The 15,951-nt window shown below is 55.0% G+C and carries 7 protein-coding genes; all 7 read left to right on the top strand.

Annotated elements, in window-relative coordinates; genetic code table 11:
• Positions 1-20 precede the first annotated feature (20 nt).
• The 7 genes from AABC73_RS18525 to AABC73_RS18495 all read left to right on the top strand — a co-directional run bounded on the left by AABC73_RS18525 (position 21) and on the right by AABC73_RS18495 (position 15,812).
• Positions 21-2,453 (top strand): hypothetical protein, encoded by a 2,433-nt coding sequence (locus tag AABC73_RS18525; protein WP_341520422.1) that lies wholly within the window; start codon positions 21-23, stop codon positions 2,451-2,453.
• 5 nt (positions 2,454-2,458) lie between these two features.
• On the top strand, positions 2,459-4,816 hold the full coding sequence (locus tag AABC73_RS18520; RefSeq protein ID WP_341520421.1) for a hypothetical protein: 2,358 nt from the start codon (positions 2,459-2,461) through the stop codon (positions 4,814-4,816).
• Positions 4,817-4,848: 32 nt separating this feature from the next.
• Positions 4,849-6,711, top strand: a complete 1,863-nt coding sequence (locus tag AABC73_RS18515) for a hypothetical protein (protein ID WP_341520420.1) — start codon at positions 4,849-4,851, stop codon at positions 6,709-6,711.
• A gap of 13 nt (positions 6,712-6,724) precedes the next feature.
• Positions 6,725-7,795, top strand: coding sequence for a hypothetical protein (locus AABC73_RS18510; RefSeq protein WP_341520419.1), 1,071 nt, complete (start codon positions 6,725-6,727; stop codon positions 7,793-7,795).
• 16 nt (positions 7,796-7,811) lie between these two features.
• Positions 7,812-12,344 carry an RHS repeat-associated core domain-containing protein gene (locus tag AABC73_RS18505; RefSeq protein WP_341520418.1) on the top strand — a complete coding sequence of 1,511 codons (4,533 nt, stop codon included), beginning with the start codon at positions 7,812-7,814 and terminating at the stop codon, positions 12,342-12,344.
• Positions 12,345-12,562: 218 nt separating this feature from the next.
• Positions 12,563-13,630 carry an IS630 family transposase gene (locus AABC73_RS18500; RefSeq protein ID WP_034136202.1) on the top strand — a complete coding sequence of 356 codons (1,068 nt, stop codon included), beginning with the start codon at positions 12,563-12,565 and terminating at the stop codon, positions 13,628-13,630.
• Between the two features lie 133 nt (positions 13,631-13,763).
• Positions 13,764-15,812 carry a hypothetical protein gene (locus AABC73_RS18495; protein ID WP_341520417.1) on the top strand — a complete coding sequence of 683 codons (2,049 nt, stop codon included), beginning with the start codon at positions 13,764-13,766 and terminating at the stop codon, positions 15,810-15,812.
• Positions 15,813-15,951: the final 139 nt, after the last annotated feature.

Here is a 15,951-nt window from a genome sequence, read left to right as displayed (position 1 = left end):
CGTTCATGGAGGAAAAGGCGATGAGACTTACAGTTGATGCACTACTTGCCGAGATGCGCAAAGAGCCATTTACCGTTGGCTGGAATGCGATCGTGGTTTATGACAGAGCCAAGACCAACAAAGTGCTGGCGCAGGAATATATAGAACGGTTCTCTACGGAGTCCTATTTTCCGCCGCTAAATGGCCCCGTACCGACAACAGAAAGTGAAATTGAGTGGGTCTATGATTATATCGTGGACGCGCCACGGCTTTCGTTTGAAAACGCCAATATTACCGAATCAAGAGCGATGTTGACCATGAAGGTTCTGGGAGGCACACAACTTTCCGTGGCAACAGAATCAGGGCGTGCTGCCACCGTGGTCCGGGTGGCCGCTTACGATTCGTTGCAAGGACCTTTACTCACCATGATTATCAATCTCATGTTGGCTGAGGGCAGTGTCAATAGTCTTGGCCAGGTAGCGCTTGATCTTAAAACGGGTCAGTCGCCGTTGCTGTATTTCTTTGGCCCCACCAAAAACCAGCGAGAGAAGGGCGGGGCGTTCATGTTGAACAAGTTCAAGTCGCTGGAGCCATTGATTACAATTTTTGTGCTTAATGAAATAGGCAGACAGGATGACCAGTTCCTTAAGCCCAAATATTTTACCTTCAGGACTCATCCTGAGCCGGGGGCCAGCGTCGCTCGTGCGGCGAATTTTGGCGAAGGGGCGGTTTTGAACTTCATTAGCATGGATGATGAGAATAATGGAACAATTCCTGCGACTAACGAAGATTTGAAGTATCTGATCCCTGCAGGTAATTATTCCGCTTCAACGTTTCTTGGGCAGGACTTCATGTTAAGAAGGATTGTGGTCGAAGGCTTCAAGAAAATGACACCAGGCCTCCACTACGTGACAACTGGCGAGCCTGGAAGCTTCATTGAGAGCATAAAGCTGACCAGCGGTGTATATACCAGTGAGGCGATTTCTACCTCACTGCCAAATTTCTCCAACCTGAGCCTGGATGGCTTCCGGCTGTCCATGGGTGACGTATATGATGGATTTACGCTAACTGTCGTTAGAGACAGTGGCCTTTATAAAATCCATTGGAAGAGAAGCGCCTTACAAAACTGCTCTATAACTCCTAACGGCCAAAGTAAGCTTGATGGCACTCTTATGGCTTCATGGGAACTCACGCAACAATTCAAATTCACCCTGCGCGACGCATCCGGAGAATTGGCCCTGGAAGCTGTCGAAGCTGGCAAGATCAGGCTGTTTAAAATTGCTCCAGGCACCACTGCCTGGCCACCTGCTGTCCAGGAAAACTTCGCGGAAATTGCTGCGTTTCTTGAAGGTGAACTCGCCGCTGCGCTGGAGAACTGGATACCTCTGTTTACTTCTGCAGTTGAGGAAGTCGATGTCTTTAGACTCAACAGTCTGTTATTCAAAACCGATAATGTTGTGCGCTTTAACAGCGCCCATTCGCCAGGCGACCTGGCGCTGTTTGGAGAACTTGCGCCCCATCTCGACGAATTCTCCATTCTTCCGTTGGAACCTGTCACGGGGGTTGGCGGTGAGCAGACTTTCAATACCGAGCCACCCGGTGTCGCGGGGGTGAGTTGGGAGGTGGTAAATATTGAAGGGGCTACCGGTAATCCGGGAAAAATAGTCAGTGGCACGGCGCCCGGCACGGGGGTTTATACCGCGCCGCCACAAAGTGATATCCAGGGTTTCTTTCTCCGGGTGCGAGTCATCGCGACGAAAGGCGAGTTCCGCAGCTCTGCCCTGGTGACAATTGTCACCCGATCCATTGCTATCAACCCCATGATTCAGTTCTGCAATGCCCGAAAAAAAGGCGGCGAAGTACAGAGCCGTGAAGTCGCCGCAGGAACCTTGGGTGTTGCTGCAGGCCTGCAATGGACGGTCGCCGGTAACACCGGGTCAACGGTCGTGGAAAGTACACTTGAGCGCGGCGACCATACCTTCATTGCCTGTGAGGAATCTGATGACAACGCTGTGGCTTATACGCTCGACGAAATAGTAGTAACGGATCCGGTATATGGCAGCGAGTCAAGTTGGGTTCTGGTGATACACAAAGCCCCCACTGGCGAAATCCAGATAGATAACACCGTGTCGCTGCCGCCAAATAAAGTAAAGCTGGTGCTCGACGGCGGCACAGGTCCTATGCCAGACGTGATATGGACATTGATGAAAGGCAGTGGTTCTTTCGAGGCGAGCGATGAAGAGGGGGTGTTTACAGTCGATCCTGGCGGATCCTTTCGCTTTGCACTGATAACCGCTTTTGTGAAATCCCCCAGTCCGCCATGGCCAGATATGACGGCTCATTTTATCTTGCCGCTGCCGCTGGTTGATATTCCAACGTTGGTAACCGCGCTGGATAAATCGTCGATTTACTTTAAATCCGTCGCTCGCCTGGGTATGGACGAAGCGGCCCGCGTCGCTGGACTGAATGGGTGATTATCATGAGTAATCGATCGGTAGCCAGTATCCTGGCCAGGCTTAATGAACGCTCGCAGTCCAATGGCTGGAATGCGATTGTGGCTTACGATAAGACGTGTGCAAATACATTACTGGCGCAGGAATATATTTCCAGATTCAGTGCCGACAGCTACCTCACACCCATCACTGCAAAAATTCCCTCTACGCAGGATGAGCACGAGTATGTAGTGGATTTCGTTCTTGATCGTCCGCGACTGTCATTCGAGAAAGCCTCGGTTAAATATTCAACGGCGAAGTTGGTGGTAAAAGTCGTCGGCGGATTGCACCTCACCACCCGCGAGCCTATGGGCAAGCCTGAAGAACTGATCAGTCTGGCTGCTTACGACACTTTGGGCGGGCCTGAATTGCGGATGGGTATGTCCCTGAGCGTGTTATTGGGCACCGTTGATATCGAGGGGCGCATCGCGTTTGATCTGTCCAAGGGAACGGAAATCACCTTGACCTACTCGCAGGACCCGGACAAGCGTCGACTGGGGGGTGAATTTTTTCGGGCCTATTTCGAAAAACTGCCTGACGAGCAAAAGATATTTGTCCTCAATGAGATCAAAAGTTCAGAAGCGCAGTACCTGAACCCTGCCAATGTCCAGATCCGCACCCAGTCTGTTGCTCTGGGGGCTGGCGACGACATGGATGATGGTTCAGGCGTAATCCTGCTGTTTATTACCATGAAGGGCGAGGATCCCGGCACGTTTCCGGCAACAGACGCCGACTTGGCTTATTTGATTCCCGATGACGCTGCAACTCCCTGTACGACCGCGATTCTGCTGGACAACGCATTCTTCATGCGCAAGTTCGTGGAAGAAGGCTTTCGGCTGATGACGCAATCGACGGCGCCCTGCGAAATCGAAACCACCTACACAGACCCCGACGCAGGGTTTGTTGCGAGCATGAGCCTCGTGAAGGGGACCCGCGAAGGGCCTGGAGTAACCTTTGAGCTCCCCCATATTCCCTATCTCCGTCTGCGTGGACTTGATACACCGATGGCCGAGCAAGACACCGGTGGGCAACTGGCGGGCAGCGCCAGTTTTACCCTGACCTTTGAGGGTGATGCGTTCACCATGGAGTGGACGGGGCAAAAGCCCCAGGACATCACTCTCACTACAGCAGGCGGCGTCACGCATACCTTTCCGTTGCCCGCGTTCTGGATGTGGCGCAGACGCTACGTCTTCCACATTGATGAGGCTTCCAATGACATGACATGGGTCCCCGCGTCCGAGGGTGATCAGACCTACTACAAGGTAACCCCGGGTGACTATGCAGGGATTGTGGGTGTGTCCGAACATTTTGCGGAAATCAGCAGCTATGTCGAGAATCTGTTGTGCGAGCAACTGCAAAGCTGCGTGGACGACTTTGTCTCGCCATTGAAAAATGTGGACGTGTTCCGGCTGAACAGCATCTTGTTCAGGGACCATCATTTCATGCGCTCGGTGAGCGCCTATTTGCCCGGTGACGTCATTATTTTCGGTACCACCGGCGCCGACGTCTCGGCGTTCACGCTCAGCCCTGTTGAACCGCTTTCAGGGCCGGGCGAAGGCGTGCAGTTTGCCGTTTCGCCTCCGACCACCGGCCTCGAATGGGATGTCGCGCTTGTTCCCGGCAGTGCGGGAAAACCTGGCATTTTCGACGCCAAGACGCTGATCTACACCGCACCGCAAGCCGCTGACATCGAGGGTTTCTTCAGTCGCGTGAAGGTCACTGCCAGGAAGGGCGGGTATTCGAGTTCCGCGTTGGTGACCGTGGTGGTTCGGGATATTTCCTTCAATCCGTTGGTAGTGGAGTGCGGGGCCGGGGAAAGGCGTGAGATGTCGGCTCGGAGCAGGACGCCTGGAGCGCTTGAATGGTCAATCGCCGGGCCTGAAACGGGATCGGATATTGTGCCGAGCAGCCTCCCGGAAGGCGATCACACCTACATTGCTCCTCCCAAGGTGGAGAAGCCTGCTTCTCTCTTTACGGTGGAAGAAGTGCAAGTGAAACAAGGCGCAATGATCTATTCGTCTTACGTACTGGTCATTCACCGGCTTGCCACCGGTTTTATTACTATCAAGGAAGATGCGGAGCTGGAAGAAGGGCAACTGCAACTACAGGTAGATATAGGCAACGGGCCTGTTGTGGACCTCAACTGTACATGGACGCTCAAAGGCAGCGGGAACATCGATGCTACAACCGGTCTTTATAGCGCTGATCCTGCAAGTCCACATCGCTTTTCGTTGATCACTGTGGAAGTTGAACCGCCGCCGGGTTTCCCCAGTGCCGGAGCATTCATCATTTTGCCCGTGCCCTACGTTGACTGGAAAACTATCAAGGAATTGCCCGATAACTAACCGGCTCGTGCTCACTATTAACAGGAGTGTCAATGATGCTTTCCAATTCATTAGTCAACGTGCTCGCCAGGCTTGAACAAGGAAATGTAATGTCCGGATGGGGAGCCATTCTGGCATTCAGTCGGACGGAGTTGAATCGTCTCATTAAAGAGCAATATATTCGGGGCTTTGAGGGCTTGCGGTTTTTGCTGCCCTTCAGCGAAGCGTTCCCGGTGGGTAATATTGGAGACAATAGTGAGCATGTCGAACTTCGCGGTATTGTCCTGGGTGTGCCGACACTTTCCTTTGAGTCAGCGTCGCTGAACGAAGCCGTATTAACAGTGACCATGAATATTGTCGGTGGCACGTTTACGAGCTTCAGACACCCAGCAGGCGTACCGCCAAGCGTAATGAGTTCGTTCACTATCAGCGAAGTGATGGGTTTCAATGTCAGTATGCAAGCCAGTGTCAACAGCATAGCTGGCGAAGTTGACAGCAGTGGCATCGTTACGCTGGATTTAACCCTGGGTAGCAAAGTGACTTGTAATCTGGGCAGTGTTAAGAACGTCCAGGAGCAGATCGGTGAGTATTTTCAGCGCTATTTCGCCGGCCAGCAAAACTCGCAGCGCCGCTTTGTGCTCGGGATGCTGAAACTTGATAAATACAACCCGTTGAGCCCGACAAGGTTTGCGATCCGGGTGCAACGCGCTCCCGGTGCCGATAACCGTCTGGCCGCTAACTTTGGCGACGGGGCCGTGGTCGTGTTTATCAGGCTGAAGGTACAGGATGGCGAATCCATGCCGGGTACGCCGATCGAAGGTTCCGGTTTTCCCTATCTGGTTCCCGATGACCAAGCCGGTGGCTTGCCTCAGTATTCGGCCGCCCTGATGGTTGATCAGCGACTGCGACCTCTGGTCGATGAGGAGCAGCTGGATCTTCTCAAAAGCCTGATTTTCCCCAATCAGAACAGGTTCGATGAGATCACTCGGCATGAGCCTCATGACCTTGCGATCTTTGGCAACATCAGAGAATCGCCAACCTCAGTGAACATTCAGCCTTCCACTGTGATGCTCGGCGCTGAGCAGGAGCAGGCATTCGTTGCCCGGCGTAACGACGGCTCGGTAGTTGCCAATGTGCAGTGGGCTGCAAGAAGCCCGGATTTCCCCGGTTCGCCGGGACGGATAACTTCAAGCGGGGGGGTGTACACGGCCAATGCCCAATCAACCATGTACAGCAATCGCCTGCCCATGGTGGTGACGGCAAGCTATTACGAGGATGGCGAAGTACAGAAGGCTTCGGCTTTGGTCCACGAGCGTTTCGAGAGCATGTCTGTCGCACCGCTGGTGCAGATCAGGAGTGGCACAGATCAGACCGCCATCGCCATTCGTGCAAGCACTCCGGGATCAGGACCGTTGCAATTCAGAATTCTTGAACCCGCCGCAGGCGCTCGACTGGAGCCTGTAGACGCCAATCAACAAAACTATTTCCCACCGCCAGTGGTGCAGCCCGAAGCCATTCTGGTGCAAAAAATCCAGATCAGCGCTCCGGGCGGTGAGCTGGCGATAGCGACCATCGTGTTGCTGAACAAGCCAAACTATCTGGAACTTGAGCCTTATTATGTGAGAGGACTGCGTCCACGGGAAACCATAGAGTTCAAGCAGCTGAATGACCAGATCGATCCGGCCTTGCTTGGCTGGCGCGTTCTGGGCGAGGGCGAAGTGGAGAGTGGTATTTTCACGGCGCCCGCAACCCCTACATCGATGATCAGCGTGGTGGTATGCGAATTGCCCTCGCCCGGCCCGGAATGGCCAGCTCAATATGGCTACAGCATCGTCAATCTGCAGCCGCTTGAGACCGAATACATTCCCCCCGCGCTGGCAAGATCTCCAGGAGTTCTCCATCAGCGCGCCCAATAGCCCACCAGGTGTATTGGCCCAGGGCTATGCCAACGGTTTTCAGCAGATTCCCATCGTCATTACCCTGGAAACCAAGACCATCGAAGTCGACGGCCAGCAGCTGCACGTACCGGTCAGCGATGTTGAGTTGTCAACCTTGCGCCTGGTGGAAAAGTTCAGCGATGGCCATGTCAGGTTTATCGATGATCTTCAGGAGGGAATCGAGTATGGCAGCGATTTGCCTTATGCCGCGCACACCCGCCCCAATCGATTCAGTTTGTACTCGGCAACGCTGGCAGGAAAAAATGCCCGACATGCGTTACCTGCCCCTAAAAACAACGGCACCCGCTACCGTGAACTGTATGTCCATATGGCGGTTGAGGGGAGCAAGACCTTCTATGCGGAATTTCAGGCCGATGACGGGACAACCTGGCGTTCCAATGGCGCAAACATAGGGGGGGAAGGCGAACTCACGGTGCACGGGGTTAAACCTCCGGTTCTGAATGCTGCTCACTATGAACTGGTCCGTGACCGTGCCTTCAATGGGGTGGGTAATGATGGTCCCCCTGAAAACCCGGATCCTTTCAGTTTTTACCTGGACTCGATTGATTACTGGCATTTGAGCTATATGCGTTTGGGTACTTATCCCGTGTTGTTCGCAACGTTGAAGATAGAGAGCAATACTTCCACTGTTCAGTGGGAGAGTGAGTACTGTGAAGAAACGTTTTTTAGTTATACCGGCTATGCATTTTACCCCGCCCCGTTTAGAGCCAATAACGCGCCTCCCGATGGATTATCGTTCGATATTTATTATCGGGCGCTGTTGGGCGTTTTATCTCTCGATGACGTTGATCGAGACTTTGTACTGAATAAAGAACCTTCACCGGGGCAACTGATTGTCAGTCTGCATCGGGCGCCGGATATGACGTATTGGCATGATGGAATGGCGGGAGGCGATGAGCAGAAGATGTTCAGACGTATCCTGGATCGCCCGGTTATTTTTGTCCTGCTTGATGAAGAGGGTAACCGTCACCGTGTGCAAATTGGATTTGATGCACCAACGATTGACGATAGTCGTAATCGGCTGATGCTCAATCTGCAATAGCTCAACGGAGCCAATGATGACTACTTCAAGCGTTATTCATTCCAATGCGTTCAATTTCATGAGTTTCATGATGGTCGGGGTCGATCCGCGCACGGGCCAATACACCGTGTCCGTGGACATGCCGGAACTCAAGAGCAACCGGCTCTGCGGTCCGGCCGTGCCGCTGCAGTTGCAGTTCAACCCGCTGAACGTGATCGATTCCGGCTTCGGCATGGGCTGGAACCTGAACCTGTCGCAGTTTACGCCAGAGGACCAGATGCTGGCCCTGAGCAGCGGCGAGAATTTCAAGGTCACCGGCAGCGGAGGCCAACCGGACATCAAGGAGAAAAAACTCGACACGTTCCATTTCCATGACGAGGGCAACGAGACTTACCGCGTGGTGCACAAGTCCGGGCTGGTAGAGATCCTGGTCACTGGCGGCAGCAGCAAGCAACGGGTCGCCTTGCCCCGTACGATCGGCTCGCCTTCGGGCCATGCCGTCAGCCTGACGTATGTCCCGTTCAACGGCGGCCAGTTGTTGAGTACTGTCAGCGATGCCTTCACCACGCTGCTGCGCGTTGAGCGCGATCCCGGCGGTTCGTTCGTCAAGCTGCACCTGCATCCGGACAGCGGGCCCAACGGCGGGCCGCTGGCCACTTTCGAGATGAAGCTCAATGGCGACGGCGAAGTCACCGCCATCATCCTGCCAACGCCGGAGAAAGCTTCCTGGCGTTTCAGCTACAAGCAGGTGTTTGGCCGCACCTGCCTGGTTGAAGTCCAGACCCCGGTGGGTGGGCGGGAAACCATCGAGTATTTCGATCAGGGCCACGTCTTTCCCGGCGCGCCGCGTGATCCATTGCCCCGGGTCAATCGCCACCGCAGCTACCCCGGTTTTGGGCAACCTATGATCGAGGTGAACTACAGCTACACCGACAATAACTTCCTTGGCCACAACGCCCTGCAATACTGGGACGACAATGGCGAGGACAACCTCTATAACGTCGACCATAACTATGACTATGGCTCGGTCGCCACCTTGCAAGACGGCAGCAACACCTTGCGCACGGTGACCCGCACGTTCAACCGGTTCCACCTGCTCACTGAAGAAGTCACGACGCAGCAGCACTGCGTCAAACGGGTGCTGACCGATTACCACGCCGAAGACACCAATTTCGACAACCAACCACCGCAGTTCCAGCTGCCGAAAACCGTCACCACCCGCTGGGAACTGGACAACGATGCCAACCGGTTGCGCATCGAGGTTGAAAGCACTGAGTACGATGAGTCCGGCAACCTGACCAGACAGGTCCAGGCCAATGGCATCTGCGAAACCTTCAGCTATTACCCCAAAGACGGCGCCGAGGGTTGTCCGCCGGACCCGGAGGAGTTTGTACGCAACCAGCACGAACACACGACGTATCCGGCAACATCGGACTACGGACACGCCGCCACTTTGCGCAACACCTTCACCTACCAGCTGCTGCCCCCGCTGGAGAATGCCACTGGCGTCGGCAATTGGCTGGTGCTGGCCGAAGAAACCCTGACCAGCAGCGATGACAACCATGTCGCTGCGCTGCAATACACCCAGCGCGACTATTACGACGCACCGCAAGATCCGGCGCTGCATGGTCGGCCGAAAAGCCTCAGCGAAACCCTCAACGGCAAAACCTCGATCATCGGGTTCAGCTACAGCACGCCCCTGAGCGCTTTGGCCGGGGAAACCGTGGATCAAGTTGTTGAAACTTTGACCGCGTTTGATGGCGCGGCTAAAACACGGACCCGACAACATTCGTTGCTCAACGGCGAAGTGCTGCTGGACTATGAAAACGACACCGATGTTCAGATCAGTTACGTCTATGACGTCCTGGGCCGGGTCATCGAGGAAACCGTCGCGCCCGACACCGAGTTCGCCGCGTCACGTCAATACGCCTACACCTTGACCTCGCTGGATGGGCAGCAGGCAATCCAGGAAAGGGTGGACGTCAAGGGCGTAAGGGTGCGCACCAAAGTGGATGGCCTGAACCGCGCCATTCTTGAAGAGCGTCAGGATCGGGATGGCGAAAAGCCTGAGGTCTATCGCCGCACCTACCTCGCGGGCCACGACATCTTCGGCAATATCGTCGTAGAGACCGACTGCGACTGGCTGGGCACGGAGGAATTGGCGCTGCGGCGTCTGTTCGAATTTGACGACTGGGGGCAGCAGCTGAGTGTGAGAGGGCCGGACGACGTCGTGGAGTATACGCAGACGGACCCGATCGGAACCCTGGCATCCAAAGGGCCGATCACCCGCAGTTGGCGCCAGGAACCTGAGGACCCAGAGGCGGAATACGCAATAGGCGGGGTCACCGAAACCGGGCAAACCCTGTTCGAGAAACCCGGTCGGGTTGAACGCTTCGATACACAGGGGAAAAGCCTGAGCGTGCATCAGTATTTTTATGACGGCCTGGGTCGGACCGCCAGGGAAGTCGATGCGCGCACCAACACAACGCTCTTTGCTTATGACGCCTTTGACCGGCTGATCGAAAGTACCTTGCCCGGCGGTGCCGTGGTCAAGCGCACCTATGCCGAGCACAGTGAGGATGATCTGCCGACCAGCATCAGCGTCAACGATATCGAGCTGGGCACTCAGTTATTTGACGGGGTGGGGCGTAAAACTGAATCGGTAGTCGGCGGGCGCAAGCAGGTGTTCAGCTACGACCCTGGACAGACGCAGCCCAGCAGCGTTACCACACCCAGCGACCAGCTAATCACTTACGATTACTTGCCCTCGCTGGGTGATGAGCCGTTGCACCGCTATCTCCCTGATAGCCTCACTGCGCAGTATGACTACGACAAAAAAGACGCACGACTGCTCAGTTGCGAGGAATCAGGTCAGGGTCTGGAGCGCAGCTATTTCAGCACTGGCGAACTCAAAAGCGAGACATGTCGGCAGTCCGGCGGCGATACGCGGAGCATGCACTATGTCTACAGCCTCAACGGCCGGCTGCTGCAATACACGGACGTACTGGGTCAGATCCAGAATTATCGTTACGACCGGGCCGGACGACTTGAGGGCACCGATCTGGGAGCGCTGATCTCGACGTTAAGCTATGACGCTTTGGGACGGTTAAAAGAAATCAATACCAGGGAGGGCGATCGCAGCCTGGCGACAACGCTGCACTACGATGCGCTCGGCCGCGAGATCCGGCGGGAGTTCGACCTCAATGGTATTAGCCAGAGCCTGGAGCAGGAGTACAACTCAGTCGATGCGGTGATCCAGCGCACACTGAAAGAAGGTGACACGCTGCTGCGCAACGAAACCTACGGCTATGATCCGCGCGGCCGACTGGAGCTCTATACCTGCGCTGGCAGCCAACTGCCAGTCGATCCTTACGGCCAGGCCATTACCGGGCAGGTGTTCCAGTTTGACGCACTGGACAATCTGACGTTGGTGCGCACCAACTCGGTCAATGGCAACAACCTTGCCAGCTATAGCTATGACACCCTGGACCCGACCCAGCTGCGGCGAATTACCAACAGTGACAGCGCGCGTTACCCGGCTGAAATCCTGCTGGATTATGACGCCGATGGAAACCTTATCCTCGACGAGCAACAGCGCACGCTGACGTACGACGCGCTGGGGCGGCTGATGACAGTCAGCGCACCAGATGACGGTGCCCAGAGCGATTATCACTATGACCCGTTGGACCGGGTCGCCAGAGGCGGGGCCAACGATACCGATCAGCAACGTTTTTACCGTGAGGGTGAACTTGCCAACCAGGTCGATGGGGATCTTGCCCGCACGTTCATGCGCGGCGCGGATCAGTTGTTGGCCGAGCGACACGGCGACGGCGCGGTATTGCTGGGTACCAGCCTGCAACAAACCGTCCTGAGCGAGATCTCGCCGGGGGCGCCTGCCAACGATATTGTCTACAGCGCTTATGGCCACGGCACTGGCGAAAGCCCGATTTCCACGGCCTTGGGGTTCAATGGCGAGCTCAGTGAAGGCGACACCGGATGGCAATTGCTGGGCAACGGCTACCGGGCATTCAATCCGGCCCTGATGCGCTTTCACTCCCCCGACAGTTTGAGTCCATTCGGCGAGGGCGGTTTGAACGGCTATATGTATTGCAAGGGAGATCCGGTGAACCATAGCGATCCGACGGGGCACTTCGGCCTTGGCATCCTTTCTTTGGTGTTAGCTGTAGCCGGAGCAGGCGCAATCGTTGCTGGTACGCAGGTTGAAGACCAGACTACCAAAAGTGCGTTGTATATCGTGGGCGGGATCGCGTTGTTTGGGGCCGCTGTTCTGGGGGTTGGGAGGGGAGCGACGCAGATGTTTGGGGGGCGGAAGAATCAGTACTCTGCAAAGCCTGGTTGGATGCAGCAGCAAAAATCATCCAGCGAGGGTTCTGCTGGCGGGAGTTCGGTTAATACAACAACTCTGCCACGCAAGCTTCAAACTACGACACCACCCGGGGCTAATCAGAAGCGTGTGCATTGGGGACCTGTTCCTGGCAAACCAGAATTTGTCATGCTAAAAAAAATCCCTGAAGATATTCGATCAGTTAAAAACTCTGGAAGAAAATGAGCCAGAAATTAAATAACGAAACCTCAATATAGCAACTCGAAATAACCATAATTCCAGATTGAAGTAGATGATGCGTGATCATGCCGGCTATAAAGCGGTCGGCATACTCACGCCCTGAATACCCGCAAAACCTAGTAGTTCTACTAGTGTGCCGTCTCTGAAATAAGTTTCTAACCTGAGCTATGCTTCTGTGGTCAGTCAGTGCTTGGAGTGATCACATGAACTCTCAGGACATCGTGCTCAGTGAAGACGAACAAATTGAACTGAGTCGGCGCATAAGATCAGCCACGATCAGTCAGCGCGACGGTCGTCGGGCACGGGTGATTTTGCTAGCCGCTCGAGGTTGTTCTCGTAACGAGATTGCCCAGTTGACAGGTCTCTCCGTTGTTTCAGTCACCCGCTGGTGCAAGCGCTTTCAAGAGCTGCGTCTACAAGGCCTAGTGGATCTGCCCGGACGAGGTCGCAAGCCATCCCTATCGGCCGAAGCGTTGAAACGAACACTTGAGCAGGTCACTCAGCCGCGTATCGGTCAGCCTCGCTGGAGCTGTCGAAGCATGGCGCGAGTCGCCGGCATTTCACCGGCCAGCGTCCAGCGCATATGGGCCGCCAACGATATAAAACCGCACCTGACACGTACCTTCAAACTGTCCAAAGATCCAAACTTCGAAGAGAAGTTCTGGGACGTCATCGGGCTGTATCTGGATCCGCCGGATAAGGCATTGGTGCTTTGTTGCGATGAAAAAAGCCAGGTTCAGGCTCTGGAGCGTACCCAGCCTGGACTGCCTTTGGGGATCGGTCATATCCGTACGCAATCGCACGATTATGTCCGCCATGGCACCGTCACCTTGTTCACTGCGCTGGATTATCTTCAGGGGCGCTTGATCAGTTCCATAGAGCGCCAACACCGGCATCAGGAATGGCTGGAGTTTCTCAAGAAGATCAATCGAGAAACGCCCAAACAGCTCCAATTGCATCTGATCGTGGACAACTACGCCACGCATAAACACCCGAAAGTGAAGGCATGGCTTGAGAAGCACAAGCGCTTCCACATGCACTTCACCCCGACCTCCAGCTCGTGGATGAACATGGTTGAGCGCTTCTTTCGCGATATCACGGTGTACCTGCGTGACGGCAGTTTCAGCTCGGTTCGCGAACTGGAAAGCTCGATCACCACGTTCCTAGCACTGCGAAATGCGCAGCCGACTCGCTATGTCTGGAACGCCAAGGGGGAAGATATTTTGAACAAGATACAGCGAGCCCGTGAGGCAATGGCCTCACAGGCATGAGGAGCTTTATTTTTGAGACAGCACACTAGTATCGCAGCCGCGGTTTTAGTAGTTAACTGGTCTTCAACTTACCGCTGTCGACAGGATCGAGCGGCATAAGTGTTGACCGTCACTCATGTAAGGAGAACATGACATGGCTTTCTCGGAAGCAAGACGCAGGGCGCAACAAGTGCGTGATGACTACCGCAACGCACGGGTTAAACGATTGATTGAGTCGGGCCCACTGGAAGTTCTGGCTCCGCCAGGTTTACCAGCCGGTGCGATCATTGATCCAGCGGATGGTACGTTGAACAAGGATGTTCTAACGGCTGATCTTGCCATAGACATGGCGGCATGGAGCGATTTGCCCCCGGAGGGTCGGACGTCGGTCGTCGAGGTTCAATGGGCAAGGGCTGATGACGCCAGCCTTCCCGATGATAGCTGGTACGAGGTAGTCGACACTCAGAATGTTGTTGGACCTGCCCCGGTGTTCCCACTGGCGTTGAAGGTTCCCAGCACCAGCTTGGCTCCGGACGGCAAGTATTACTTGAGGCTGGCAATGTTGCCTTACAACCTGGGGCCTACGCTTTTTTCCGATCCTGTACCGCTTATTTGCGACAGCGAAGGACCTTATCGTCACGAGACGCCGGCGGCGATGATATTGCCGGATCCTCCGGAAATAACCGATGCCTATCTGGCTGCCAACGGTGACAAGGTGATCGGTGGTATTCCTCAATATCCTGATTATCAACTTGGGGACAAGGTGGCATTTTACTGGGGCGCGTTGCCGCCCCCTGATAAGCCTGAGGATGAGGTGCCCATTGATGTGATCGCTGTTGACGGCGTCACCTGGCCGTATCCAGTGGAATTCCCCGGGGACACGATTCGCGCGGCCGGGGACGGGCCTTGTTATGCGTTGTATGTGCTGGTCGATAAAGCCACCAATGCGAGCAAGTTATCGGCTTACGCCCCGCTCAGGGTGGCCTTGGGTCCTTTACCGAGTGGTCTTCAACTTCCCAGAGTACCGCTGGCGGACGACGGTCTGGTCAGTCTGAAGGACGCCATTGCCGGGGTCGACGTAGTGATTGAAAGCTTCGTTGACTACAAAAGCAGCGATACGATTGATGTCACCTGGGGGACGACGGTTTTACCCGGCGTTCCGGTAGGCGGAGGCAGTTTTCCGATGGCGGTCAGAGTGCCGTCTGATGTCCTCAAGAATACCTTCGGCGCCGGAACTGGCCCGACAGCTACAGCCGTCAGTTATGTGGTGACTCGTGGTGGACTTGCTTCCGAAATCAAGGCGATAACCGTCCAGGTAGACTTTTCCGTCATTGGTCCGGACCCCGACCCCGATCCTTGGCCAGATCCAGTCAATGACAAGTTGCCGCTCGCGGAGGTTTACGGAGCGGTGTCAAACACACTCAATGAGCTCACCCGGGCGGATGAGGGCGAAGACGCAACGCTCAGGTTGAAACTCTATACGCCCCTGGCTGCAGAGCAGGTCATCAGTTTCTACTGGAGCGGTGTGGAAGTTCCGGAAGCGCAATACACGGTACTTGCCACCGACGTGCCTGGAGACGAAATCTCAGTGACCATTCTCTGGCCTTACATTGAGCAAGCCTTCAATCACCCTCAATTGCCCGTCCATTACCGAATCAGGGCCAACGCTGATTCTGAAAACGAGCAGCACTCCAAAGACACCTTGGTCAAGGCGGACGCCGTGACCCTCAAGGCGCCTGCAGCAGCGTATGAAGGCATCGTAACCGGCCCGGGTGGGGATAAATTCCTGAACTGCGAGTCCTTGTATGCCAACCCCGATGATCCCGTTGATGAGCCAGCGATTCGAGTCAAGGTCCCCGATTTGACTCAGCCTCCATTCAGCCTGACAGCTGGCGCCGTTATCAGCATGACGTGGCGGGTGGTAGAAGGTTATACGGGGGAAGTCCCCATAACCGAAGTTGATTTTGATGAAAACATAACGCTGGGCACCGAGTACCCTGCTACAGGTTTCACCTGGAGGATTGAGCCTTATGCCGATTACATTCTTCCTATCTACGCCGCCTCGCAGGACGGTCGGGGACGGGTAACTTACTCGTTTAATCTCAATACTGAGACAGTGACTTCCACACAGATTGAAGCATTCGTCGCGATGCATACCGGAGTGGGGCCATGCCCTATATCACCACCGCCGCGCAAAGTTTGATTCTGGACGTTGTAGCGCAGTGGATGAACTGACCGATGCTGATCCATGACAATAGCGACGGTTTGCTGCCAGGTTAATCGGCATGCCTGTTTAATGGCTTATGGATCGGTTCGAAATAAATAGCGGTTAATTTATTTCG

The organism is Pseudomonas sp. G.S.17 (genome assembly GCF_038096165.1).
In the GTDB taxonomy this organism is placed as follows: domain Bacteria; phylum Pseudomonadota; class Gammaproteobacteria; order Pseudomonadales; family Pseudomonadaceae; genus Aquipseudomonas.
This window is presented reverse-complemented; position numbering and strand designations above follow the sequence as displayed.

What these genes read in the sequence shown, in the direction of transcription:
- AABC73_RS18525 (WP_341520422.1), top strand. Translation starts at nt 21, where the DNA reads ATGAGACTTACAGTTGATGCACTACTTGCCGAGATGCGCAAAGAGCCA.
- AABC73_RS18520 (WP_341520421.1), top strand. Translation starts at nt 2,459, where the DNA reads ATGAGTAATCGATCGGTAGCCAGTATCCTGGCCAGGCTTAATGAACGC.
- AABC73_RS18515 (WP_341520420.1), top strand. Translation starts at nt 4,849, where the DNA reads ATGATGCTTTCCAATTCATTAGTCAACGTGCTCGCCAGGCTTGAACAA.
- AABC73_RS18505 (WP_341520418.1), top strand. Translation starts at nt 7,812, where the DNA reads ATGACTACTTCAAGCGTTATTCATTCCAATGCGTTCAATTTCATGAGT.
- AABC73_RS18500 (WP_034136202.1), top strand. Translation starts at nt 12,563, where the DNA reads ATGAACTCTCAGGACATCGTGCTCAGTGAAGACGAACAAATTGAACTG.
- AABC73_RS18495 (WP_341520417.1), top strand. Translation starts at nt 13,764, where the DNA reads ATGGCTTTCTCGGAAGCAAGACGCAGGGCGCAACAAGTGCGTGATGAC.